This is a genomic window from Haloplanus sp. GCM10025708, from assembly GCF_042663985.1.
GTDB classification, from domain to species: Archaea; Halobacteriota; Halobacteria; order Halobacteriales; family Haloferacaceae; genus Salinirarus; species Salinirarus marinus.
Map to the genome: position 1 here is coordinate 2,267,962 of NZ_JBHSZA010000011.1, position 22,859 is coordinate 2,290,820.

Below are 22,859 nucleotides of genomic sequence, written 5' to 3' on the forward strand. Positions count from 1 at the left end.
CGAGTGGGGCGACAACGCAGACTATGAAGTGCCACTACTGCGACCGGGAGGCCGCCTACGCCGCCGAGAAAGACCGGATAAAGGTCGGCCTCTGTGATCGGCACTTTCGCGAACGCATCGAGGAACTCGCGGAGTCCGACGAACTCGCCGCGATCCGGGAGCAGATCGACATCGACCGCACCGAGTGACTCTTCTCAGACGACGACGTCGAAGCCGAGATAGAGCGCCGCGAGAATCGACTCGAAGGAGAGGGTGCCGGCGGCCGACAGCAGGAGGAACCGTCGGTCGTCCATCCCCGAGAACCCCGCCGGCACCGTCAGCATCCCCCGCGTGAAAAGCAGCGTGTTGCTGACGGGGACGACGAGGGGACCCCAGCGGTCGAACCAGGCGTCGAACCGGTCGAGACGGGACTCGCCGAGTCGGAACCACCGCGCGCGTCGGAGGCGCTCCCGGCCGCCGCGTTTGGCGACGAGAAAGAGGGCGTACTGGCCCAGCGTCGCCCCGAGGACGGCGACGCCGACGACGACGACGGCCCGGTCCCCGCCGAGGAGGACGAGCGACCCCGGGACGACGAGTTCGCTCGGGACGAAATAGAGGAGCATCGCCCCTCGAGGACGAACACGGCGAACAGCGCCAGCAGGGCGAACTCGGAGTGGAGCACCGCCCGGAGTTCGGCCGGGAACTGGGCGACCTGGAGCGGGACGGACACGGGCGGGAGTGAGACGGCCGCGAGTATAGCGCTTACGCCCGCGCCCGGCCCGGAACCCGTCGGGAACGATGCGGTTTTGGGTGCCGCTGCCCGAGGTGTGTCCATGGACCTCTCCGACCGGCCCCGACGGCTTCGGCGGGACCGCATTCGACCGCTCGTCAGCGAGACGACCCTCGACGCGTCGGACCTCGTCGCCCCCGTGTTCGTGGACGCGACGGCGGACGAGCGAGTGCCCATCGAGTCGATGCCCGGCCACGAACGCGTCCCGGTCGACGAGGCGGTGGCGCGCGTTGAGGAGATCGTAGCGACGGGCGTGGAGGCGGTCATCCTCTTTGGCATCCCCGAGTCGAAAGACGAACGCGGATCGCGGGCCTGGGCGGAAGACGGCGTCGTCCAGCGGGCGACCCGCGCCATCGAAGCCGAGACGGACGCCTACGTCATCACGGACGTCTGTCTCTGCGAGTACACCGACCACGGCCACTGCGGCGTCCTCGAACCGGGCGCGCGCGAAGAGCCGAACCTGACCGTCGACAACGACGCCACGCTCGATCTACTGGCGAAGACGGCGGCCTCCCACGCGGAGGCGGGCGCGGAGATGGTCGCCCCGAGCAGCATGACCGACGGGATGGTCGGGGCCATCCGCGCCGGCCTCGACGAGGCGGGCTTCGCCGACGTGCCAATCATGAGCTACGCGGCGAAATACGAGAGCGCCTTCTACGGCCCGTTCCGCGACGCCGCCGACGGCGCGCCCGCGTTCGGCGACCGCCGCCACTACCAGATGGACCCCGCGAACGCCAGGGAGGCGTTGCGGGAGGTCCGACTCGACGTCGAACAGGGCGCGGACGTGCTGATGGTCAAACCCGGCCTCCCCTATCTCGACGTCGTGCGCGCGGTTCGCGAGAACTTCGACCGGCCCGTGGCCGCCTACAACGTCAGCGGCGAGTACGCGATGGTCCACGCCGCCGCCGAGCAGGGGTGGCTAAACCTCGAAGAGACGGCCTACGAATCCCTCCTATCGCTGAAGCGCGCCGGTGCCGACCTCGTGGTGACGTACTTCGCCGAAGACCTGGCCGACCGGCTGTAGCGCGCGACGCTCGACCGGGGTCCTGACAGTAACCCTACACTACGATCGTCGGATTTGCAGACGACAAACGCCCAGATATTCCGCGATTTACGCCCTTATACACTTATTATTTGTTAGTAAAAAACACGTTCGTCTAACGTATCGGATATAATTCCGCGTTTTTTAACACCAACCATTATATTGTTCCCTCTGCTGACCCACAACCGTGATTCACAGAACGAACGCGGTCAAAAACGTCGAATCGGTGCATGAATGTCCACGTGAGAACGGACGTACGCCGGAGGTGTTCGGATGGTAGTCCCCCTGCAGGTCGACCCGGCGACCGTCGCCTCCGGCGTGAACCACGTCTGGGTGCTGACGGTTACGTTCCTCATCTTCTTCATGCACGCCGGCTTCGCGATGCTGGAGGCGGGGCAGGTACGCTCGAAGAACGTCGCCAACCAGTTGACCAAGAACATGCTGACCTGGAGCGTCGGCGTCGTGGTGTTCTTCCTGATCGGCTCGGGGATTTCGAACTTCGTCGGCGGCGCGGCCGACCCGTTCGCCTACGTCAACGGCGGATCCGACGCGTGGGTCGGCTGGCTCTTCGGCGCGGTGTTCGCCATGACGGCGGCGACCATCGTCTCCGGTGCCGTCGCCGGGCGCGCCAAACTCCGCGCGTACGTCGCCTACACCGTCCTGCTGGCCGCCGTCATCTACCCCGTCGTCGTCGGCTTCACGTGGGCGGGCGGCTTCCTGAACGACATCGGCCCCGGCTTCCAGGACTTCGCGGGCGGTATGATCGTCCACGGCATGGGCGGCATCGCCGGCCTCACGGCCGCGTGGATCCTCGGCCCGCGGATGGACCGCTACAACGCGGATGGCTCGGTGAACATCATCCCCGGTCACTCGCTGACGTTCGCCGTCCTCGGGACGCTCATCCTCTGTTTCGGCTGGTACGGCTTCAACGTCGGCACCGCCGCGTCGGTGTTCGCCGCACAGGACGGCTCGCTCACCCTCGCGGCCTTCGAACGGACCGTCGGGCGAGTCGCGTTGACGACGACGCTCGGCATGGCGATGGGCGCGATCGGCGCGGCCACGGCCGCCCTCGTCAAGACCAAGAAAGTCGACACGCTGTACGTCGCCAACGGCATGCTCGCCGGCCTCGTCGGCATCACCAGCAACACCAACGCCATCACCTGGGTCGGTGCGATGGTCATCGGCCTGCTCGCCGGCGCGCAGCTGCCGGTCGTCTTCGAGTTCGTCGAGAAGCGCCTCAAAATCGACGACGTCTGTGCGGTCTTCCCGGTTCACGGCTCCGCCGGGGTGCTCGGCGCGGTGCTGTTCCCCGTCTTCGCCATTCCCGGCTACGGCGTGAGCTTCGTCGGCCAGATCGCCGGCGTCGCCGTCATCGCGGCGTGGACCGTCGCGACGACGGCGCTCGTCTTCGGTGTCATCAAGGCGCTCGGCCAGGCCCGCGTCACGGAGGAACACGAGCGCGCGGGCCTCGACATCAGCGAGCACGGCGTCGACACCTACCCCGAGTTCGGCGAACCCGAGGTCGTCGCCGACGGCTCCGGTCTCCGCACCGACGGCGGTTCGCCGGGCGACAGCGGCATCAAACTCGTCATGGCTGTCGTCCGACCGGACCGCCTCGGTAAGGTCAAACAGGCTCTCGCCGAAGTCGGTGCGCCGTCGCTGACGGTGACGAACGTGAGCGGCCGGGGCAGCCAGCCGGCCAAGACCGGACAGTGGCGCGGCGAGGAGTACACCGTCGACCTCCACCAGAAGGTGAAAATCGAGTGCGTCGTCGCCGACGTGCCCGCCGAGGACGTCGTCGCGGCCATCCGCGACGCGGCCAACACCGGCGAACCCGGCGACGGCAAGATCTTCGTCCTCCCCGTCGAGGGCGCGACGCAGGTGCGCACGGGCAAGGAGGGCACCGCCGCCGTCTGAGGCCCGTTCAGGACCCGCGACTCGGTACCTTCTTTTCGCCGGCGGGTCGAACCCGAGAGTATGAACCACGACCGCTCACGGGAACTGTACGATCGGGCGCTGTCGGTGCTCCCCGGCGGCGTCAACTCCTCGGTGCGGGCGACGTGGCCGTATCCGTTTTTCGTCCAACACGGCGACGGCGCACACGTCGTCGACGTCGACGGCAACCGCTATCTCGACTACGTGATGGGCTACGGGCCGTTGCTCTACGGCCACGACGTCCCCGACCCGGTGCAGGCGGCCGTCCAGTCGCACTCCAGCGACGGCCCGATGTACGGCGCGCCGGCCGAAGTCGAGGTCGAACTCGCGGAGTTCGTCGCCCGACACGTCCCGAGCGTCGAGATGGTGCGGTTCGTCAACTCGGGGACGGAGGCGACGGTGTCGGCCGTCCGCCTCGCCCGCGGCTACACCGGTCGCGACAAAATCGTCGTCATGCAGGGCGGCTACCACGGTGCACAGGAGTCGACGCTGGTCGCGGGCGGCCCCGACGACCCCCGACCATCCACCGCCGGCGTCCCCCAGTCGTTCGCCGACCACACCATCCCCGTCCCGTTCAACGACGAGGAAGCCGTCCGCGAGGTGTTCGAGGAGCGCGGCGAGGAGATCGCGGCGGTGCTGACCGAACCCATCCTCGCGAACAAGGGCATCGTGATGCCGGTCGACGGCTACCACGAGACGCTCCGCGACCTCTGTGACGACTACGGGTCGCTCCTGATTTTCGACGAGGTCATCACGGGCTTTCGAGTCGGCGGCCTCCAGTGCGCACAGGGCGAGTTCGGTGTCACGCCCGACGTGACCACGTTCGGGAAGATCGTCGGCGGCGGCTTCCCCGTCGGTGCGATCGGCGGCAAAGCCGAGATCCTGGAGTCCTTTACCCCCGCCGGCGACGTCTTCCAGTCGGGCACCTTCTCCGGCCACCCGGTGACGATGGCCGCCGGCCACGAGTACCTGAAGTACGCCGCCGAGAACGACGTCTACGACCACGTCGACCGCCTCGGCGAGCGACTCCGGAGCGGCATCGCGGACCTGCTGGAGGACCGCGCGCCGTCGTACACCGTCGTCGGCACGGCCAGCATGTTCAAGACGATCTTCACCCGTCGCGGCCCGTCGCAGGTCGACGGCCCCTGCGAGTCGGGGTGTACCCAGCGCGAGTCGTGTTCGCGCCACGACTACTGTCCGAAGACGGGCGCGGACGTGGGTCGCGCCGAGAGCGACCGCTGGGAGCGCGTCTTCTGGCAGGAGATGAAAGAGCAGGGAGTCTTCCTCACCGCCAACCAGTTCGAGTCGCAGTTCGTCTCATACGCACACACCGACGAGGACGTCGAGCAGACCCTGGAAGCGTACAAGGAGGCACTTTAACACGCGGCCGGCCGTCCCGTCGTCTATGTCGCGCCCTCCCGACGATTCGAGCGACGAGGCGGCCGTCTCGACCGACAGCGACGCCGGCGGCGAGACGGCCGCGCGAAACGCCGACCGCCCCGACGCCACCGTCGACTCGCAGTGGTGGTACTGGATCGCCGCCGTCCCCGTCTTCTTCGTCCTCTCGATGGGCTTCGGCGTCGTCTTCGTCGGCTCCGTGGTCCTCGGTCTCTTCGTCGGCGAGGGCGGAGCCACAGTCCTCTTGTTCGTCCTCGCCGGCCTGTTCGCTCTGGCCGGCGTCGCCCTCTCCGTGCTCTTTCCGCTGGCCATCTACGTCGACGCGGAGGCGGTGTCGGCGGCCGACGTCGACTGGGACCCCGACGCGACGCTCTACGCCCTCGTCGCTCTCGCGGGCGTCCTCCTGACGGCGTTCGTCGTGAGCGTCCCGCTCGCGCTCTACTACCTCTATCGGCGACACGGCGCTGTCGGTGTGCCGTGACGCCGGGGGCGTCCCCGTCGAAAGGGCGGGCTTTTCACCCTCGGCCCCGGACGTGGGGACATGAGCACACACGGGACGATACGGCTGGCCACGCGGGGGTCCGATCTCGCCCTCAGACAGGCCGAGAGCGTCCGTGAAGCACTCGCGGAGCGTCGCTACGACGTCGAACTGGTCCAGGTAGCGACGCGGGGCGACGAGGTTCGAGACGAGCTCATCCACCGTCTCGGCAAGACCGGCGCGTTCGTCCGGGCGCTCGACGAACGCGTCCTCGACGGCGACGTGGACGGGGCCGTCCACTCGCTGAAGGACATGCCGACGGAGATGCCCGAGGAGCTGGTCGTCGCGGGCGTCCCCGAACGCGCGCCGGCGGGCGACCTGCTGGTGACGCCGAACGGGATGGGCCTCGACGAACTCCCCGACGGCGCGACGGTGGGGACGTCCTCGCTCCGGCGACAGGCCCAGCTCCTCTCGAAGCGGTCCGACCTCGACGTCCAGCCGCTCCGGGGGAACGTGGACACGCGACTGGAGAAACTGCTCGCGCCGGGGCTCCAGCGGGAACACGAGCGCCGCCTCGACGCCGAGGAAGGGGAGCGGGTGGAGACGCACGAGCGCACGCCCGAGGAGTGGTTCGACGAGCTGACGGAACTCGAACGGCAGGCGCTCGGCCGCGAGGTCGAGACGGAGTACGACGCCGTCGTCCTCGCGGAGGCGGGGGTTCGACGGAGCGGCCTCCTCGACCAGGTGGAGAGCGACCGCCTCCCGAAAGGGGAGTTCGTGCCCGCGCCGGGACAGGGAGCCATCGCGGTGACGGCCCGGCGCGGGACGGACGCCGAAGCGAGCCTCCACGAGGTGCTCGACCACCCCCGAACGCGGGTCGAGACGACCGTCGAGCGGACGGTGCTGGCCGAACTCAACGGGGGCTGTATCGCGCCGATCGGCGTCCACGCCGTCCTCCGCGGCGAGAACGTCCACGTCGAGGCGCAGGTGCTCTCGACCGACGGGAGCGAACGGATCGACCGGTCGGCGGACCTGCCCGTCGACGACCACGCGAACGCCGCCGTCGCGTTCGCCCGCGACCTGCGCGAGCGGGGCGCGGCCGACCTCGTCGAACGCGCCCGCGAGGACGCCGGCGAATGACGATCCCGGACGAGGAGACGCGCCGGGCGGCGCGGCTCACGGTGGCGGTGTTCCGCCCGGCCGACGAGCGACTCGCCGACGCCGTCGAACTGCTCGACTCGCTCGGGGCGACGGCCGTCCCCGATCCGATGCTCGCCGTCGATCCGACGGGCGCGGTCCCCGAGGGCGGCGACTACGTCGTCTTCACGAGCAAGACCGGCGCGGAACTCGTCGCCGACGCGGGCTGGGGCCCCGGCGGGGCCACCGTCGTCGCCATCGGCCCGAGGACGGCCGCCACCCTCCGGGCCGCCGGCTACGAAGTCGACCTGCTCCCCGAGGAGTACACGTCGGCCGGCCTGGTCGCGGCGCTCGAAGACGAGGTGTCGGGCGCGCGGGTGGAAGTCGCCCGGAGCGACCACGGGAGCGACGTGTTGCTCGACGGCCTGCGCGCGGCGGGCGCGGACGTCCACGAGACGGTGCTCTACCGCCTCGCCCGACCCGAGGGAGCGGGGAGTCGGCCGAACTCGTCGCCGAGGGCGAGGTGGACGCCGTCTGCTTCACCTCGTCGCTCACGGTCGAGCACTTCCTCGAGGCGGCCGCGGAGCGGGCGTCCGCGAGGCGGCGCTCGACGCGCTCGCCGACGCCGTCGTCGGTGCGATCGGAGAGCCGACGCGCGAGACGGCCGAATCGCACGGCATCGACGTCGACGTGGTCCCCGCCGACGCGACGTTCGAGGCGCTGGCGACCGCGACCGTCGAACGCGCCGCGCCGAGCCACCGCGGCAGGACTTATCCCCGATGACGAACGACTCACGCACGATGGACGCCGACGCGGAGCGCGCGACGGACGGACCGGTCCCCGAACTCGCCGAGCGTGCGGCGTCGTGTGCCGACCGGCTTCGGGCGGCGGACTCCGTCCTTCTGGTCTCCCACATCGACGCCGACGGCCTCGCCAGCGCCGCCGTCGCCGCGTCGGCGCTCGAACGCGCGGACGTTCCCTTCGACGTGGTGTTCTCGAAACAGCTCGACGAGGCGGAGATCGCGAACGTCGCGGCAACCGACCACGAGACGGTGCTGTTCACCGACTTCGGGAGCGGCCAGCTCGACGTCGTCGCCGAGTACGAGAGCCAGGGCGCGTTCACGCCCGTAATCGCGGATCACCACCAGCCGGCGGACGCGGAGACCGACTACCACCTCAATCCGCTGCTGTTCGGCGTCGACGGCGCGTCGGAACTCTCGGGCGCGGGCGCGAGTTACGCCCTCGCCCGGGCGCTGGAGGGCGACGGCGACAACCGCGACCTGGCCGCCCTCGCCGTCGTCGGTGCGGTCGGCGACATGCAGGGCGGCCCCGGCGGCCTCCACGGCGCGAACGCCCGGATCGTCGCGGAGGGCGTCGAGGCGGGCGTCGTCGGCGAGATGAAAGACCTCACGTTCTACGGCAAACAGACCCGGCCCCTGCCGAAGTTGCTGGAGTACGCGAGCGACGTGCGCATCCCGGGCATCACGAACGACGAGGCGGGGGCCATCTCCTTTCTGTCGGAGGTAGACGTCGAGTGCCGCGAGGATGGCGAGTGGCGGCGGTGGGTCGACCTCGGGGAGGACGAACGCCGGACCGTCGCCAGCGGCCTCCTGCGTCGGGCAGTCGCCAGCGGCGTCCCCGCCGACAGGGTGAACGACCTCGTGGGGACGACCTACACCCTCCTGAACGAGGAGGAAGGAACGGAACTGCGCGACGTGAGCGAATTCTCCACGCTCCTGAACGCGACGGCGCGCTACGAGCGCGCGGACGTCGGCCTCGCGGTCTGTCTCGGCGATCGGGGCGAGGCGCTCGAACGGGCGCGGGCGCTCCTGCGGAACCACCGCAAGAACCTCTCTGAGGGCCTCAAGTACGTGAAGTCGGAGGGCGTCACCGTCGAGGAGAACCTCCAGTGGTTCGACGCGGGGACGAACATCCGGGAGACGATCGTCGGTATCGTCGCGGGGATGGCCTACGGCGCGGAGGGCGTCCAGCGCGACCGACCCATCGTCGCGTTCGCGGCCAAGGGCGACGACGAGGTGAAGGTGTCGTCACGAGGGACGCACGTCCTCGTCCGGAAGGGGCTGGACCTCTCTGCCGTCATGCGCGAGGCGTCGCGCGCCGTCGGCGGCGACGGCGGGGGCCACGACGTCGCCGCGGGGGCGACCATCCCCGCCGGGGAGCGGGCGGCGTTCGTCGCGGAGGCGGACCGACTCGTCGGCGAGCAGCTGGGCTGAAGCCGTCCGCGAGGCGGGAGAACTGCCGATTTGACCGGGTGAGAACGCTCGCCGTGAGGCGATTGTTTATTTTCTAACTATTGAGATGCGGAACTTTAAGAGGTAGTATTTCTAACCTTTTCTCGGGATAGCATGCCCCCTCAGAACCCGAATTTTCCCGGTGAACTAGGAAGCATCCCGTATTCCCAGATAATCGGCGGTCCGTTGAACGCGGCGGTCGAGGCGAACGCGCAGGCGTCGGAGACGGCAGCGAAGTTCATTCAGGACGTCGGCTTCCAGAAGGACAACTCGATGTCGTCGGGGGAGAAACCCGTCTACGTCGAGTTCCACTACAAGAAGCAGGTGATGGACGAGAGTTCGGGACAGACGACGGAAAAGGAGTTCAGCCTTCAGGTTCCGTTCCTCCTGCTGGTCAACGTTCCGTACTTCGAAGTCAGCAACGTCACCATCGACTTCCACGTCCGCCTCAACTCGGTGGAGAAGTACGCGACGTCGAGCAAGTTCAACGTCGAGAGCGAGGTGAAAGGGAAGCAGGGCTGGTTCACCGGCAACGTCAAGTGGCGCGTGAGTGCCAGCTATCAGCGCCAGAAGAGCCAATCACAGAAAATCGAACGCACGTACGACCAGAACGTCCACGTCGTGGCGGAAGGCGTCGGCCCACCGAAAGGAGTCGACACCCTGTTCAAGGTACTCGAAGAGACCATCACCGAAACCCCGGCGAACGGCGGTGGCGGCGGTGGCGGCGGGGGTCCATAACGAACTGGTGTGAGAGCCCGTGTCAGCTATAGAAGACCTCGAAGACCTCCCGCTTTCCCACCTCTTTTCGGGGCCGCTGGTGGCGGCTATCGACGCCAGCATTCAGGCGCAGACGGAGAAGGTAGACCTCCTCCAGAACGCCGGCTTCGACGAGAACGGGGAACTCGTGAGAGTGTCGTTCGGATACACGACCACCGAGATAGACCCGGAGACGGGAGAGGAACGGACCGTCGCCAAGGAGTTACGGATTCCGTTGCTAATGTTCCTGTCGCTGCCGAACCTCGTCGTCAGCGAAATCGAAGAGCAGTTCACGGCGAAGATAAAGCAGGTCGAGAAGCCGGAGCAGTCCTCTTCGCCGACGCGTCTCGCGACGCCGCTCCGACTCAACGTCGCACCGGCGAGTCAGTCGTCGACGTTCCGCGGGAAGACACAGTCGTCGTTCGACCTCGACATCCGGATGGTCGCCAGCCTCGAAAACGAGTCGTCGGGAATGGAGACCCTCGAACGGGCGGTGAGCGGAGCCATGTTCGAGAACGTCGACGAGAAGCGGACGAAGAAACTGGAAGAGCGGCGACGAGAGACGGAGGAGTGAGATGCCCGAACTCACGGACTTTCTCACGTCGCTGTACGACTCGTTCTCGGAGGCCGAGATGAAGGCGCTCCAGCACGGGCAGATGCGCCTCGCGGAGCTACTGCAATCCGAGAGGGTCCCCCGAGACGTCTCCCTCCCGGTCTATCACGCGACCGACGTCGAAGTCACCCTCGAAGTCGGCATCCGGATGGAAGAGACCGAAGACGGGTGGACGGCGTACGTGACCGAATCGCCGCCCGAGAAGGCCTCGACGTTCGTCTTCACGGTCGAGTTGTTCGAGGTGCTCGAAAGAGGAGATTTGGAGACGCTCGACGCCGAAGAAATACTCCCGCCCGGGGCGCTCCCGGGGAGAGCGGAGCGCGAGGCAGTGGAGAGACCGAAGGCGACGAGGCCCGAGGAGGCGACGAGACGAGCGAGCCGGGTCACGCGGACGTCGGCCTCATCGACGTCGTCGAGGGAATCGACGACGAGTACGTCGCCCGTCTCAGGGAACGCGGCGTCGAGAGCCTTTCGGCGCTGGTCGAACGCTCGCCCGAAGAACTCGCCGAACTGGCAAGCGATGAGGAGGGCGAAATCTCCCCCGAACGCACGAAGCAGTGGATAGAACAGGGGCGTGGACTCGCCGCAGTGCTGGCCGACTACGAGGGCGAGTTACCCGTCGAACTCGTCGACGGCATCGGCCCCACGTTCGGCAGTCGCCTGCGAGAGAACGGCATCGAAGAACTGTCGCAACTGGTCGAGCGGTCGCCCGACGAACTCGCCGAAATCACGAGTACGGAGCGCGTCAGCGTCTCACCGGAACGGACCGCGACGTGGCTCGAAGAGGCGAACGAGCGGCTCAGAGCGCTGGAGCGGCGCGACGAGGGCGGTGGCGAGAGCGACGACGAGAGCGGAGGAACGACGCCAGCATCGACCGGAAACGAAGCGACCGAAGCGACGGAGGAAGAGCAATGACCGACGAAAGTTCGTCACTGGACAACTACTTCGACCGACTCACGAACGAGGACAGAGAACAGTTAACGGAACGGATGGAGCGATACGGCGAGCAGTTGCGAGACCAGGGCTTCGAAGTCGCCCTCGCGGAGGCCGAGAACCAGTTTTTCGCCGGCGTGCTCGTGATAGACGACGAGAACGGTCGGTTCGGCTTCCTCGAAGCCGACGGCAGCGTCTCGTGGATAGACGGCGGCAGGGTTGGCGGCATCGGTGCCCTCGGGTCGGCGGTGGCACAGAACCCCACCGACGCGCTCGAGACGACGGTCGAGGGACTGGAGAACGCCGACGTGGAGTGAGCGTCGGTGGGGTCCGCCGTCCCCTCCGCGCGGGCGGGACGACGGGACCGGCCGACTTTTGGCTTCGACCGTCTCATTGGAACTATGGCCGACTTCGACCCCGAGAAGTTCGAGGACAAGTACGTCCACTACTTCCCGGAACTCCAGCGCGCGTACAAGAACGCCTTCGAGACGATGAACGACGCGTTCGACTCCGAACTCGTCCACGCCATCGACCAACAGATCCTGAACGAGTCCGAACCGATGTACGAGGACGGCGAGTTCCGCATCGACCTCCCCGAAAACCCGAAAGAACGGCTCACGGCGGTCGTCGTCGACGACGAGAAACTGGAGGCGACGCTCGAACGCTACCGCGAGGAGATCCGCGCCGAGCTCCGGCGCGTGTTCGGGCTGAACTAATTTTCCGCCGGCGGAGCGTCCCGGACGGCGAGCGTCCGGCGCGAGTCGTCGGTGCCGATTCGGAGTTCGATGCGTTCGCTCGTGAGGGCGTAGACGTTCATCTCCCGCCCTTTCGAGGAGTACCAGGTGCCGACGTCGGCGACGACGCCGGCCTCGCGGAGATTTTCGAGGTGGTACCGGGCGTTCTGGAGCGTGGTGTCTACCCGATCAGTGAGATCGGACGCCGTCGCGGGACCGGCCTCGAGGGCAGCGAGGATGGAGCGGGCCGTCTCACACGAGAGCGATTCGAGGAGGGCCGTCGACTCGTCGTCGCGCAGGTCGACGACGGACAGCGAAGCGGGCGTGTGGTCGATGGAGGGCCGATGCGGGAGCGGACTGGACATGGTTTCTCTGTGCGGAGCCGTTCCGTTCGACTTGTTCGGCTCGTTCCGAACGATCGGACCAAACGATTTAATACTTACGGAATCTACGGTCGTATCACGAATGCCTGTCGCTGCGAAGACGCCGGCCGACGTTCGAGCAACGCATGACTGAGGACGAACGTTCGGCGGTGCGCGAGGAGGTCATCGAGTCGCTGGCGCGCTCTGCGGAGGTGTACGGGCTGAGCCGCAGCGCCGGCCGGGTGTACGGCGTGCTCTACTTCTCGTCGGAGCCGCTGTCGATCCCGGAGCTCGTCGAGGAGACGGGGTACGCGAAGTCGACCATCAGCAACGTGACGCGCAAGCTCACGAGAATCGGCATGGTCCGGCGACGCTCCTCCGGCGGCGGCGGCCGTCGCGTCCGGTTCGAACCCGAGACGGACTTCTGGTTCATCGTCGGCGACGTCCTCCGGCAGTACGCCCACCGCGAGATGCAGACGACGCGCCGGACCCTCGACCGCGCGCTCGACCGACTCGACGACGTCGACGGGGAGGCCGCCCGCGACGACGCCGATCGAATCCGGGCGCTCGACGCGCAGTACGACCAGTTGGAGACGCTGCTCGAACTGGCGGTCGACCACTCGACCGAGGAGTTGATCGAGGCGATCGACCAGTACGAGGCCGACCAGAACGGCCCGGTCGGCGGCTACCAGAAGACCGTGTACGTACAGGCGTCGTCGCCCTCGCGGCGGCAGGTGTCGCCGCGTTCCTCGACGAAGACGAACGACTCGACGGGCGCGTATCGCCGCGCGGCGGCACGCACGAGGCCGCGATCGAAGACGCAGGGATAGGGGTTCTCACAGACGACTTCGCCGGCCCGGTCGTCGATGCGCTCGAACCGGTAGGAGCCGATGTCGCCGCCGCGGTGGTTTCGCTCGTAGGCGCGGTCGACCGCGCGCAGTCCCTCCTCGACGCCGGCGAGACCGGACGGCCAGTCCGCCGCGTCCGGTAGCTGTTCGCCCAGTCGATCGAGGATGTGTGGCTCCAGTTCGTCGGCGATGGCTTCGACGGTGTTCAGCCAGGCCTGCTGGGGATACCACTCGTCGGGGGACGGATCCTCGATGCCGTTCGCCGCCAGCGCCTCGCGGGCCCGCTCCCGATGGGCCGCGGAGAATCGGGCGAGGGCGTCGTCGACCACGGTGAGAATCGTCTGTCCGTGAACTTCCACGTTCGGGTCGAACGCCTCGTACGTCGCCATTGCTCGAACCGAGGCGTTGCCGCCGGATATAGCTACAGGTTTCCGAGGAGTTCGCCCGTCATCGCGCCCGTGGGCGACCCGTCCCGGAAGCGCCGCGGCTCGACCGGAAACCGCGGCAGAGCCAAAGGCCTAAGACGGTCGGCGACCAACTCCGGAGTATGAGTACCGACGCTCAGGATTCCGACGACGACCTCCGCGAGCGCATCACGAACTTCCTGCGGCGGAACTTCCCGCAGATTCAGATGCACGGCGGGAGCGCGGCCATTCAGGGCCTCGACCGCGAGTCGGGCGAGGTGACGATTCAGCTCGGAGGTGCCTGTTCGGGCTGTGGCATCTCCCCGATGACCATCCAGGCCATCAAGAGCCGCATGGTCAAGGAGATTCCCGAGATCACGAAGGTCCACGCCAACACCGGCATGGACGGCGGCGGCAGCGGCGGTGGCGGCATGGAGCCCTCGTTCCCCGGCGAGACGACGGACGACGGCGGCAGCGACGAAGGCCCGCAGGCACCCTTCTAACGCTCTCCGTTTTTCACTGCCAACGGCGCTCGGCGCGTACGCCGTGAGCGACGGTGCACGCCGGAGGCGACGGTGCACGCCGGAGGCGACGGTGCCACGCCAAACACCTACACTTTAGTCGAACTCGCTCCTTGGCCACTCCATGAACGTCCGGGAACTCTCCGTGAGTGCGGAGTATCTCGTCCGTCCGGAGTACGGCGCGGACTGGCGGGAGGAACTCGAAGAGTTCGCCGCACGGAAGGACGTCGAGTCGGCGTGGTTCACCGGTCTCGGCTCGCTACAGGACGCCGAGGTGTGGTATTACGACCAGGCCGACCAGGAGCATCGGTCGGTTCGATTCGACGAACCCGTGGAGGTGGCCGCCTGCGTCGGCAACGTCTCCCTGCTCGACGGCGACCCCTTCGCCCACACGCACGTCGTCTGCTCGCGGGCGAGTGGCCAGGCGCTCGCGGGGCACTTGGACGCCGGCACCGTCTTCGCCGGCGAACTCTACCTCCGGGCCTTCGAGGAACCGCTCGAACGAACGTACGACGACGTTACCGGTTTGGACCTCCCGCTGTGACGCCCGACGACGAGCGGTATTTCGAGCGGATGGAGGTCCGCCTCGACGAGGCGTTCGAACTCGCCGAAGCGGCGAAAGCACAGGGCGTGGACCCGAAACCGGAGGTCGAGATTCCGGTCGCACAGGACATGGCCGACCGGGTCGAGAACATCCTCGGCATCGACGGCGTCGCCGAGCGGGTGCGCGAACTCGAAGGGGAGATGAGCCGCGAAGAGGCGGCGCTCGAACTGGCGAAGGACTTCGCCGAGGGAGACGTCGGCGACTACGACAGCAAAGCCGGCAAAGTCGAGGGCGCGGTCCGGACCGCCGTCGCCCTCCTCACCGAGGGCGTCGTGGCCGCGCCCATCGAAGGCATCGACCGGGTCGAGGTGCTGGAGAACGACGACGGCACCGAGTTCGTCAACGTCTACTACGCCGGGCCGATTCGCTCCGCCGGCGGGACGGCGCAGGCGCTGTCGGTCCTCGTCGCCGACTACACCCGGGCGCTGGTCGGTCTCTCCGAGTACGAGGCCCGCTCGGACGAAATCGAGCGCTACGCCGAGGAAATTACCCTCTACGACAAGGAGACGGGCTTGCAGTACTCACCGAAGGACAAGGAGTCGAGGTTCATCGCCGAGCATATACCGATCATGCTCGACGGCGAGGCGACGGGCGACGAGGAGGTGTCGGGCTTTCGCGACCTCGAACGCGTCGACACGAACAACGCCCGCGGCGGGATGTGTCTCGTCCTCGCCGAGGGTATCGCCCTGAAGGCACCCAAAATCCAGCGCTACACCCGTGACCTCGACGAAGTGGACTGGCCGTGGCTGCAGGACCTCATCGACGGCACCATCGGCGAGGACGACAGCGAAGAGAACGCGGAAGTCGAGAGCGACGACGCGGACGGGGAGGCCGACGAGGACGTCGAACCGGGCGAGGAGAAAGCGGGCCCGCCGCGGGTCGATCCCACGACGAAGTACCTCAGAGACCTCATCGCGGGGCGGCCGGTCTTTGGCCACCCCAGCGAGTCGGGGGCTTCCGCCTCCGCTACGGCCGCGCCCGAAACCACGGCTTCGCCACCGCGGGCGTCCACCCCGCGACGATGCATCTCGTCGACGACTTCCTCGCCGCCGGAACGCAGATAAAGACCGAACGCCCGGGGAAGGCGGCGGGCGTCGTCCCCGTCGACAGCATCGACGGGCCGACGGTCCGCCTCGCCAACGGCGACGTCCGGCGCATCGACGACCCGGCGGAGGCGCTGGCGGTGCGAAACGGCGTCGAGAAGATACTGGACCTCGGGGAGTATCTGGTCAACTACGGCGAGTTCGTCGAGAACAACCACCCGCTCTCGCCCGCCTCCTACACCGTCGAGTGGTGGATCCAGGAGTTCGAGGCCACCGACTGCGACGTCCGGCCGCTCCGCGACAACCCCCACGTCGACCTCGACGACCCGACGGCGACGAAGGCGCTGTCGTGGGCGACGGAGTACGACGCCCCGCTCCACCCGAAATACACCTATCTCTGGCACGACGTCTCGGTCGACGACTTCGAGGCGCTCGCCGACGCGGTGACGGAGAGCGGCGTCGTCGCCGTCGAGGGCGAGGCGTCGGAGACGCCGCGGGCGGAGAGCGACGGCGGCGTCGCGATGGACGCCGACGCCGCCGTCCTCGTCGTCGAGCGAACGGAGACGACGCGGCGCGTCCTCGAACGTCTCCTCGTCCCCCACACCCAGACCGACGAGACGCTCCGCGTCCCCGATTGGCGGCCGCTGGTCCGGTCGCTCGGCGTCGCGATCGAGGGCGAGGCGTCGGAGACGCCGCGGGCGAAAAACGGCGGCGACGTCACGCTCGAACGCGAGTGGGACACCCTCTCGACGGCGGCCCGCGAGTGGGACGACGGCGACAACGCCGTGAAGGCCGCCGACGAGGTGGCCCCCTTCGAGGTGCGAGAGCGGGCCCCGACGCGCATCGGCAACCGGATGGGCCGACCGGAGAAATCCGAGAGCCGCGACCTCTCGCCCGCCGTCCACACGCTCTTTCCCATCGGCGAAGCGGGCGGGAGCCAGCGCGACGTCGGCGAGGCGGCGCGCCACCGCGGCGACCACGGCCGCGGGGTCGTCGAGGTCGAGGTCGGTCAGCGCCGCTGTCCCGACTGTGCGACCGACACCTACCGAACCCGATGTCCCGACTGCGGGACGCACACCGAACCCCACTACGAGTGTGACTCCTGTGGCACCGTGATCGATCCCGACGAGTCCGGCCGCGTCCACTGCGAGCGCTGTGACCGCGACGTGACCAGCCCGGCCTACCAGACGGTCGACGTCGGCGAGACGTTCCACGACGCCCTCGACGCCGTCGGCGAACGCGAGGCGTCGTTCCCCATTCTGAAAGGCGTCAAGGGGCTCTCGTCGGCGAACAAGACGCCCGAACCCGTCGAGAAGGGGATCCTCCGCGCGAAACACGACGTCAGCGCGTTCAAAGACGGCACCGTTCGCTACGACATGACCGACCTGCCGGTGACGGCGGTCAGACCGGAGGAACTCGACGTGACGGCCGACCACTTCCGCGAACTCGGCTACGAGACGGACGTAGAGGGCGACCCACTCCAGTTCGACGACCAACTGATCGAACTGAAAGTGCAGGACGTCGTCCTCTCGGACGGCGCGGCCGAACACCTCCTCCAGACGGCCGACTTCGTCGACGACCTGCTACAGCAGTTCTACGACCTGCCGCCGTTCTACGAGGTCGAGGACCGCGACGACCTGGTGGGCGAACTCGTCTTCGGGATGGCTCCCCACACGTCGGCGGCGGTGGTGGGACGAGTCGTCGGCTTCACGTCGGCGGCCGTCGGCTACGCGCATCCGTACTTTCACGCGGCGAAAAGACGCAATTGCGACGGCGACGAGGACTGCGTGATGCTCCTGATGGACGGCCTGCTCAACTTCTCGAAGGAGTACCTCCCCGACAAACGGGGCGGGCGGATGGACGCCCCCTCGTCATGTCCTCGCGCATCGACCCCGCGGAGATCGACGACGAGGCGCACAACATGGACGTCGTCCGGCAGTATCCGCTGGAGTTCTACGAGGCGACTCGCGAGATGGCCGACCCGGAGGACGTCGACGTCGAAATCGCCGAGGAGAGCCTCGGCACGGAGACGCAGTACCACGGCTTCGACCACACCCACGACACGACCGACATCGCCCTCGGACCGGACCTCTCGGCGTACAAGACGCTGGGGTCGATGATGGAGAAGATGGACGCCCAGTTAGAACTGGCCCGGAAACTCCGCGCGGTCGACGAGACGGACGTGGCCGAACGCGTCATCGAATACCACTTCCTGCCGGACCTCATCGGCAACCTCCGGGCGTTCTCCAGGCAGGAGACGCGGTGTCTCGACTGCGGCGAGAAGTATCGCCGGATGCCGCTGACCGGCGAGTGTCGGGAGTGTGGCGGCCGAGTCAACCTCACCGTCCATCAGGGGTCGGTGAACAAGTATATGGACACGGCCATCCGCGTCGCCGAGGAGTTCGGCTGTCGCGACTACACGAAACAGCGCCTCGAAGTGCTCGAAAAGAGCCTGAAGAGCGTCTTCGAGAACGACAAGAACAGGCCCGCTACCCTCGGAGAGTTCATGTGACACCCACGGTCGAATGCGCTTCTCGCGATACGTCGCCGGGGTGGTGTTGCCACTGGTTCGGTGCGTCCGCTGAAGCGATGCGCCGGGGTTCGAACGAAGGCCCGGAGTTCAGGTCTGCGTGTCCTGCGTGAGGCTGTTTCCATCGACGTCACACACCGTCGCAGTGAGCGTATAGGTCTGAGAGGTGACGTCGTACGACGCGTCATCCGGGTTTATCGTGATTGTGCCGGGGTCGTACTGCTGACCGGAGATCTGATCCGTCCGCGTAGCCCGGACGACGTCGTTCTCGTCCGTGATCCTGATCTGCAGTTCGGATAAATCGTTGTCGCCGTCCTGGTCCTGCACCTGGACTTGAACCTCCCACTTATCCGATCCAGTAATCACTCTGAAGTTCCCCAAGTTGTTGAACTGCAGAGCGGACGGGTTTCTATTAGTTCCGAACGCACACGCAACTGGGCCACCGAGTCCCAGCCGATCCGTGAGATTGTAGGACACGTTCCACTCCCGTCCGTCCCGCCCCGTCACACCGAACACGAGTGTCTCTCCGGTGTACGTCGAGCCGTTGCCCATGTACGTGAACCGAGCGCGACCGTCGGAGCCGATCTCGGTTTCGTTGTCGGCCAGGAGGTTCGAGTTGCCGTCCTTGAGTCGGACCGAAGGCTCCGTTCCGAGCGTGGAGGGGGGATCGGGTTGCTGTATCCGTCGCGAAGCTCCACGACGAGTTCTTCGTTCGGAACCGGCGTGACGTTGTACGGGCCGATCCGTGTCAGATACGCCGGCCGGGGCATGGTTCCCCCGGTCCCGACCGCTACTTTGGCCGTGCGTAGCCTGTAATTTTCCCCTCCGTTTAGTGTTATATTAACTTTGTTACCCCCGGCAGCAGTGACCTGCTGGACCGCGCTCTGCTCGTCGAGAAGCGAGTCCCACTGGGTGGCTGTCAGGGAGGTCGGGACCGTGAGTGTGAGATCCTCCCCTCGTTGGTTCGTGATCGTCGTCGGCCGCGTCGAGGTGCTGAGAGACCGTGGGTCAACGGCGAAGTCGCGGACCTGCGCCCGGGAGACGTTCCCGGTGACCGCGACGAAGTAGATGTCGTTGCCGCGGACGAGCACCTGGGAACTGATCGGGACGGCGTCACCGTCGTCGAATCGGTTGACGACGACGCCGGACTCGACGGAGGTGGTCGGAGCGGACTGGTAGTAGTTGTACTCGGGCCGGTACGAGATGGTTTTCGTCCGGAAGCCGTACTCGTCGTTTACGTAGTCGCCGGTTTCGTTGTTTATCGCCCGTGCGTTAGCGATCTCGAATCGCTGGTCGGTGCCGTTGGTCAGTCGCCCGCCGGGCGGTGGTGGGTTGACGAGGACGATGCGATTCGGGTAGGTGGTTCCCATGCTGATCGTGGTTGGGCGGACGTCGCTGCTCGTGCCGCTCTGAAGGACGGCGCTCCGGAGGTTTACGACGTCGTTCTGGACGTCCAGACTGTGCCGGAACTCGATTTCTTCGTTCGCCTGTGGGACGACCTCTACCTGTGCCAATGACAGCGAAAGGATGAGAATTGCGAGAAGCAAGACAGCGCCGACCTGGATCGCTTGACCTCGGTCGTCGGCGCGAAAAGCCATTTGACTCGGATCGTACTCCGGAGAGGGAGGATAAAAGTTTAATGAGCGTTCACCGGATCGCTTCGCGTTCGGTGTCGACGCGACGCCCGATTCGGAGTCGCTCGGGGCAGCGGGGCGGACGCTCTCGCGGTGACTCGGGGACTGCCCGAGAAGCCAAAGGAAATAAACTGTCCACCAGTCAACTGTTCGGTCAGGTGTATGCGTGGGCGGGGATGACCGAGCGCAGTCGGAGGTCGTTGGAAACGTTCTGATCGTGGGCATAGTCGTGATTGGGGTGAGTGTAGCTGGTGCGTTCTACCTCAGTACGATCGGCTCCGAAGACGAGACGTTCGCAGACGTCGAAGTGACGCTCTCGAACACCAGCGGGCCGCAAGCGACGTTCACACACCAAGGCGGCGACGCAGTAGACAGTTCGTCGCTGGTCGTGCGGGTCACCCGGAACGGTGCCTCGCTGTCACCGACGCTCGATCCGGACGCTTCGAGGGTCTCGCCGACGGCCGGTTCGACCCCGGCGACCACCGAGTGTACAACCTCACCTCGCCCGGACCGACTCCGGTACAGGACGGGGACGCGATACGGGCGATACTAACGACCAGTTCGACCGACACCGTGCTCGTCGACGAGACGAAGACGTTCGATTCCTGACGCCCGTCTCGCGCCGGAGCGCGAGCGGTCCGTCCGCGTAAAGGGAGGGTCCCACGCTTAAGGACTGCGCCGACGAAACCCTGCGTATGGCCGACGAGAACCCCACGGTACCCATCGGGACGCGAGTGTACGACGGCGACGGCGAGGAACTGGGATCGGTCCGCGGGATCACCGACGACGGCTTCGTCGTCTCGACCCGGGGAGGCGTCGAAGCGCTCTCTATCGAACACGAACGCGCGGGCCACGAGTACGGCGAGGGGGTGCTGATGTGGCGGTGCAACGAGTGTGGCGCGATGGGCGACATCGAGGACCTCCCCGACGCCTGTCCCGACTGCGGGGCACCCACCGAGGACATCTACTACGCCATCGAGGACTGAACTCGCCGCGACGGGAGCGAGCGCTATTCGAGGTAGCCGAGGTCGCGCAGCCGTTCCTGGGCCTCCGCGTCCATCTCGGCGACGGCGTCGTCGGTCACGTCGGCGTCGTCGACGCCGGTCCACGCGCCGCCGACGTCGCGTTCGAACGCGGCGAGAGCGCGCTCGGTGGCGGCGACGGCGTCGTCGTCGCCGCCCGCGAGGTTCGTCGTCTCGTCGGGGTCGGCGTCGAGGCGGTAGGCCTCGTCGGGGACGCGGTCGACGCGGACGTACTTCGCGTCGGGACGGCGGGCGGCGCGCATCCGCGAGTAGAAACGCGACTCCTCGTCGAGCGAGATTCCCGCGGCGTTCGCCTTCTCCTCCAGTTGTTTGAGTTCGACCACGGGCCGGGAGTACTCGACGAAGGCGTACTCGCCGGACTCGCCCGCTGCCTGGCCGGGGTCGGGGTCGGCGACGTCGGCGAAGGCCCGGTAGTCGTCCGAGAGGAGCGACCGCGTGCGATCGAGGGGGACGGCCGTCTCGTCGGGCGCGTCGGGGACGCCGCCAGCCACGTCGAGGGCGTCGAGGACGGTGTGATAGCAGTCGAGGAGTTCGACGGTGTCGCCGCGCCGGTCGGCGTCGAGGGCGGGGTGTTTGACCATCAGCGGGACGTTCACGAGGGGGTCGAAGAGGCAGAACTCGTGGCCGTAGAGGCCGTGTTCGCCGTGGAGTTCGCCGTGGTCGGCACAGACGACGACGGTCGTGTCGTCCCAGCGGTCGGTCTCTTTCAGCCAGTCGAACAGGCGGGTGAGCTGGGCGTCGATGTGGGCGATTTCGGCGTCGTAGAGGCTCCGAATCGCGTCCCACTCGTCATCGTCGATGTCGCGCGCGCCCGAATTGTACGCCTTCGAGTTCTGGCAGACGGCCGTCGAGTCGACGCCGGGGGCGAACTCCGCGGCGAACTCGTCGGGCGGGTGGTAAGGAGATGGGCGTCCATCAGGTTGACGAACGCGAAAAACTCCTCGGAGTCGTCGATGAACGCCTTGGTGCGGTCGACGACGGCGGGCGTCTTTGAGTCGGCACCCTCGCCGCCGGCGAGATACTCGTGGGCGGTGTTGCCGAGGCTGACGAGTTTGTCGGCGACGGCGCGGAGCGACTCGTTGTCGTTGAGCGTCCGCCACGCCCGTGCGAGCGGTCCCGAGAGGAAGTCGCCGGGCATCACCTCGAAGAAGTTGTCCTGGGCGTCGAAGCCGTCGGTGAGATGCGTGTAGGGCGTGATCCAGGCGTTCGAGGAGTAACACGCGGTGTCGTAGCCGGCGGCCGAGAGCGTCTGGGCGAGCGTCGTCGCGCCGTCGAGGTAGGGGTTCTCCTGATCGGCCCCGTGTTGGCTCGGGTAGAGCCCCGTAAAGAGCGACGCGTGGACGGGGAGCGTCCACGGAGCGGGTGCCACGGCCTCCTCGAACACCGTCGCCTCCTCGGCGAAGGCGTCGAGGCCGGGCGTCGTCGGTCGGTCGTAGCCGTAGGGCGTGAGGTGGTCCTTCCGGACCGTGTCCATCACCACGAAGAGGACGTTCCCGGGCGAGTCACGCTGCATACCCGCGTCTGGGGAGTTTGCGCCAATAAACCCACGGTATCGCGGTCACCGTGGGTCGGGAGACGCCGTCAGCGCCACGCTCGAAGGGGCGTCGCCGCGTCGAGGGACACGGTGATCCACGCGTCGTCTCGTGTCACGTCCGCGAGGACGAGTTCGGAACTATCCACCGAGGCCATGACCTCGGTATCCTGCGCATCGACCGTCGGCGTGGCGTCCACCGCCATGTATGCTACATAGTAACAACCACATATAAACACGTCGGAACGACAGTCGGCGCGACGACCGCCCGGCGTCGGACGCTCGCCGCCGA

The 22,859-nt window shown here is 67.2% G+C and carries 21 protein-coding genes and 6 pseudogenes; 20 read left to right on the plus strand and 7 right to left on the minus strand.

Annotation, left to right across the window (positions count from 1 at the left end; translation table 11 throughout):
- Nucleotides 1-23 precede the first annotated feature (23 nt).
- A complete protein-coding gene (locus tag ACFQJD_RS15890) occupies nucleotides 24-188 on the plus strand; it encodes a DUF6757 family protein (protein ID WP_379799548.1) in 165 nt (54 codons plus the stop codon).
- 6 nt (nucleotides 189-194) lie between these two features.
- Here ACFQJD_RS15890 and ACFQJD_RS15895 read toward each other — a convergent pair.
- Nucleotides 195-709, minus strand: a pseudogene (locus ACFQJD_RS15895) (DedA family protein).
- A gap of 103 nt (nucleotides 710-812) precedes the next feature.
- Here ACFQJD_RS15895 and hemB point away from each other — a divergent pair.
- The 13 genes and pseudogenes from hemB to ACFQJD_RS15960 all read left to right on the plus strand — a co-directional run bounded on the left by hemB (nucleotide 813) and on the right by ACFQJD_RS15960 (nucleotide 12,029).
- On the plus strand, nucleotides 813-1,793 hold the full coding sequence (hemB, locus tag ACFQJD_RS15900) for a porphobilinogen synthase (protein ID WP_379799550.1): 981 nt from the start codon (nucleotides 813-815) through the stop codon (nucleotides 1,791-1,793).
- Nucleotides 1,794-2,084: 291 nt separating this feature from the next.
- Nucleotides 2,085-3,728 carry an ammonium transporter gene (locus tag ACFQJD_RS15905; RefSeq protein WP_379799551.1) on the plus strand — a complete coding sequence of 548 codons (1,644 nt, stop codon included), beginning with the start codon at nucleotides 2,085-2,087 and terminating at the stop codon, nucleotides 3,726-3,728.
- Between the two features lie 60 nt (nucleotides 3,729-3,788).
- Entirely contained in the window at nucleotides 3,789-5,126 is a 1,338-nt protein-coding gene (gene hemL, locus ACFQJD_RS15910; protein WP_379799553.1) for a glutamate-1-semialdehyde 2,1-aminomutase, read from the plus strand.
- A 25-nt stretch (nucleotides 5,127-5,151) separates the two neighbouring features.
- Complete coding sequence (locus tag ACFQJD_RS15915) at nucleotides 5,152-5,625, plus strand: hypothetical protein (RefSeq protein ID WP_379799555.1); 474 nt, start codon at nucleotides 5,152-5,154, stop codon at nucleotides 5,623-5,625.
- Nucleotides 5,626-5,685: 60 nt separating this feature from the next.
- Entirely contained in the window at nucleotides 5,686-6,762 is a 1,077-nt protein-coding gene (gene hemC / locus ACFQJD_RS15920) for a hydroxymethylbilane synthase (RefSeq protein ID WP_379799557.1), read from the plus strand.
- Nucleotides 6,759-7,542, plus strand: a pseudogene (locus tag ACFQJD_RS15925) (uroporphyrinogen-III synthase). The gene hemC and the pseudogene ACFQJD_RS15925 overlap by 4 nt, the downstream one beginning before the upstream one ends.
- Before the next feature lie 17 nt (nucleotides 7,543-7,559).
- Nucleotides 7,560-8,993: a DHH family phosphoesterase gene (locus ACFQJD_RS15930; RefSeq protein WP_379799559.1), complete on the plus strand. Its 1,434-nt coding sequence runs from the start codon at nucleotides 7,560-7,562 to the stop codon at nucleotides 8,991-8,993.
- Nucleotides 8,994-9,125: 132 nt separating this feature from the next.
- Nucleotides 9,126-9,749 (plus strand): DUF2589 domain-containing protein, encoded by a 624-nt coding sequence (locus ACFQJD_RS15935; RefSeq protein ID WP_379799561.1) that lies wholly within the window; start codon nucleotides 9,126-9,128, stop codon nucleotides 9,747-9,749.
- 19 nt (nucleotides 9,750-9,768) lie between these two features.
- Nucleotides 9,769-10,341: a DUF2589 domain-containing protein gene (locus ACFQJD_RS15940; RefSeq protein WP_379799563.1), complete on the plus strand. Its 573-nt coding sequence runs from the start codon at nucleotides 9,769-9,771 to the stop codon at nucleotides 10,339-10,341.
- Between the two features lie 207 nt (nucleotides 10,342-10,548).
- Nucleotides 10,549-10,887, plus strand: a pseudogene (locus ACFQJD_RS15945) (hypothetical protein); the annotation flags it as partial.
- Between the two features lie 81 nt (nucleotides 10,888-10,968).
- On the plus strand, nucleotides 10,969-11,295 hold the full coding sequence (locus tag ACFQJD_RS15950) for a hypothetical protein (protein WP_379800567.1): 327 nt from the start codon (nucleotides 10,969-10,971) through the stop codon (nucleotides 11,293-11,295).
- A complete protein-coding gene (locus ACFQJD_RS15955; protein WP_379799565.1) occupies nucleotides 11,292-11,630 on the plus strand; it encodes a hypothetical protein in 339 nt (112 codons plus the stop codon). The genes ACFQJD_RS15950 and ACFQJD_RS15955 overlap by 4 nt, the downstream gene beginning before the upstream one ends.
- Before the next feature lie 84 nt (nucleotides 11,631-11,714).
- On the plus strand, nucleotides 11,715-12,029 hold the full coding sequence (locus ACFQJD_RS15960) for a DUF5783 family protein (protein ID WP_379799567.1): 315 nt from the start codon (nucleotides 11,715-11,717) through the stop codon (nucleotides 12,027-12,029).
- On the opposite strand, the gene ACFQJD_RS15965 is transcribed toward ACFQJD_RS15960, so the two are convergent.
- Nucleotides 12,026-12,412, minus strand: coding sequence for an ArsR/SmtB family transcription factor (locus ACFQJD_RS15965; RefSeq protein WP_379799569.1), 387 nt, complete (start codon nucleotides 12,410-12,412; stop codon nucleotides 12,026-12,028). The genes ACFQJD_RS15960 and ACFQJD_RS15965 overlap by 4 nt on opposite strands.
- 143 nt (nucleotides 12,413-12,555) lie before the next feature.
- On the opposite strand from ACFQJD_RS15965, the pseudogene ACFQJD_RS15970 reads away from it, so the two are divergent.
- Nucleotides 12,556-12,795 (plus strand): annotated as a pseudogene (locus ACFQJD_RS15970) (GbsR/MarR family transcriptional regulator); the annotation flags it as partial.
- Nucleotides 12,796-13,094: 299 nt separating this feature from the next.
- On the opposite strand, the gene ACFQJD_RS15975 reads toward ACFQJD_RS15970, so the two are convergent.
- Nucleotides 13,095-13,646 carry a hypothetical protein gene (locus ACFQJD_RS15975; protein ID WP_379799571.1) on the minus strand — a complete coding sequence of 184 codons (552 nt, stop codon included), beginning with the start codon at nucleotides 13,644-13,646 and terminating at the stop codon, nucleotides 13,095-13,097.
- A 158-nt stretch (nucleotides 13,647-13,804) separates the two neighbouring features.
- On the opposite strand from ACFQJD_RS15975, the gene ACFQJD_RS15980 reads away from it, so the two are divergent.
- The 3 genes and pseudogenes from ACFQJD_RS15980 to ACFQJD_RS15990 all read left to right on the plus strand — a co-directional run bounded on the left by ACFQJD_RS15980 (nucleotide 13,805) and on the right by ACFQJD_RS15990 (nucleotide 18,341).
- Entirely contained in the window at nucleotides 13,805-14,164 is a 360-nt protein-coding gene (locus ACFQJD_RS15980) for a NifU family protein (RefSeq protein ID WP_379799573.1), read from the plus strand.
- 142 nt (nucleotides 14,165-14,306) lie between these two features.
- Nucleotides 14,307-14,726: a PPC domain-containing DNA-binding protein gene (locus tag ACFQJD_RS15985; RefSeq protein ID WP_379799575.1), complete on the plus strand. Its 420-nt coding sequence runs from the start codon at nucleotides 14,307-14,309 to the stop codon at nucleotides 14,724-14,726.
- A pseudogene (locus tag ACFQJD_RS15990) lies at nucleotides 14,723-18,341 on the plus strand (DNA polymerase II large subunit). Before ACFQJD_RS15985 ends, ACFQJD_RS15990 begins: the two are co-directional and overlap by 4 nt.
- Nucleotides 18,342-18,449: 108 nt before the next feature.
- Here ACFQJD_RS15990 and ACFQJD_RS15995 read toward each other — a convergent pair.
- Complete coding sequence (locus ACFQJD_RS15995; RefSeq protein WP_379799577.1) at nucleotides 18,450-18,686, minus strand: hypothetical protein; 237 nt, start codon at nucleotides 18,684-18,686, stop codon at nucleotides 18,450-18,452.
- A 176-nt stretch (nucleotides 18,687-18,862) separates the two neighbouring features.
- The gene (locus ACFQJD_RS16000; RefSeq protein ID WP_379799580.1) at nucleotides 18,863-19,957 is read right to left on the minus strand and encodes a hypothetical protein; all 1,095 of its coding nucleotides are present in this window, start codon (nucleotides 19,955-19,957) and stop codon (nucleotides 18,863-18,865) included.
- A gap of 202 nt (nucleotides 19,958-20,159) precedes the next feature.
- On the opposite strand from ACFQJD_RS16000, the gene ACFQJD_RS16005 reads away from it, so the two are divergent.
- Nucleotides 20,160-20,546 (plus strand): type IV pilin, encoded by a 387-nt coding sequence (locus tag ACFQJD_RS16005; RefSeq protein WP_379799582.1) that lies wholly within the window; start codon nucleotides 20,160-20,162, stop codon nucleotides 20,544-20,546.
- 142 nt (nucleotides 20,547-20,688) lie between these two features.
- Nucleotides 20,689-20,979 (plus strand): DUF7130 family rubredoxin-like protein, encoded by a 291-nt coding sequence (locus tag ACFQJD_RS16010; protein ID WP_379799584.1) that lies wholly within the window; start codon nucleotides 20,689-20,691, stop codon nucleotides 20,977-20,979.
- A 23-nt stretch (nucleotides 20,980-21,002) separates the two neighbouring features.
- Here the strand turns inward: ACFQJD_RS16010 and ACFQJD_RS16015 are convergent.
- Nucleotides 21,003-22,549: pseudogene (locus tag ACFQJD_RS16015) on the minus strand (sulfatase).
- 68 nt (nucleotides 22,550-22,617) lie between these two features.
- Nucleotides 22,618-22,773, minus strand: coding sequence for a DUF7556 family protein (locus ACFQJD_RS16020; RefSeq protein WP_379799586.1), 156 nt, complete (start codon nucleotides 22,771-22,773; stop codon nucleotides 22,618-22,620).
- Between the last annotated feature and the right edge of the window lie 86 nt (nucleotides 22,774-22,859).

Bases quoted from the DNA above. Each gene is read 5' to 3' on its own strand.
- ACFQJD_RS16000 (WP_379799580.1), bottom strand. From the start codon at position 19,957: ATGGCTTTTCGCGCCGACGACCGAGGTCAAGCGATCCAGGTCGGCGCT.
- ACFQJD_RS15975 (WP_379799571.1), bottom strand. From the start codon at position 13,646: ATGGCGACGTACGAGGCGTTCGACCCGAACGTGGAAGTTCACGGACAG.
- ACFQJD_RS16020 (WP_379799586.1), bottom strand. From the start codon at position 22,773: ATGGCGGTGGACGCCACGCCGACGGTCGATGCGCAGGATACCGAGGTC.
- ACFQJD_RS15955 (WP_379799565.1), top strand. From the start codon at position 11,292: ATGACCGACGAAAGTTCGTCACTGGACAACTACTTCGACCGACTCACG.
- ACFQJD_RS15985 (WP_379799575.1), top strand. From the start codon at position 14,307: ATGAACGTCCGGGAACTCTCCGTGAGTGCGGAGTATCTCGTCCGTCCG.
- ACFQJD_RS15980 (WP_379799573.1), top strand. From the start codon at position 13,805: ATGAGTACCGACGCTCAGGATTCCGACGACGACCTCCGCGAGCGCATC.
- ACFQJD_RS16010 (WP_379799584.1), top strand. From the start codon at position 20,689: ATGGCCGACGAGAACCCCACGGTACCCATCGGGACGCGAGTGTACGAC.
- ACFQJD_RS15960 (WP_379799567.1), top strand. From the start codon at position 11,715: ATGGCCGACTTCGACCCCGAGAAGTTCGAGGACAAGTACGTCCACTAC.
- ACFQJD_RS15930 (WP_379799559.1), top strand. From the start codon at position 7,560: ATGGACGCCGACGCGGAGCGCGCGACGGACGGACCGGTCCCCGAACTC.
- hemB (WP_379799550.1), top strand. From the start codon at position 813: ATGGACCTCTCCGACCGGCCCCGACGGCTTCGGCGGGACCGCATTCGA.
- ACFQJD_RS15965 (WP_379799569.1), bottom strand. From the start codon at position 12,412: ATGTCCAGTCCGCTCCCGCATCGGCCCTCCATCGACCACACGCCCGCT.
- hemC (WP_379799557.1), top strand. From the start codon at position 5,686: ATGAGCACACACGGGACGATACGGCTGGCCACGCGGGGGTCCGATCTC.
- ACFQJD_RS15905 (WP_379799551.1), top strand. From the start codon at position 2,085: ATGGTAGTCCCCCTGCAGGTCGACCCGGCGACCGTCGCCTCCGGCGTG.
- ACFQJD_RS15935 (WP_379799561.1), top strand. From the start codon at position 9,126: ATGCCCCCTCAGAACCCGAATTTTCCCGGTGAACTAGGAAGCATCCCG.
- ACFQJD_RS15915 (WP_379799555.1), top strand. From the start codon at position 5,152: ATGTCGCGCCCTCCCGACGATTCGAGCGACGAGGCGGCCGTCTCGACC.
- hemL (WP_379799553.1), top strand. From the start codon at position 3,789: ATGAACCACGACCGCTCACGGGAACTGTACGATCGGGCGCTGTCGGTG.
- ACFQJD_RS15890 (WP_379799548.1), top strand. From the start codon at position 24: ATGAAGTGCCACTACTGCGACCGGGAGGCCGCCTACGCCGCCGAGAAA.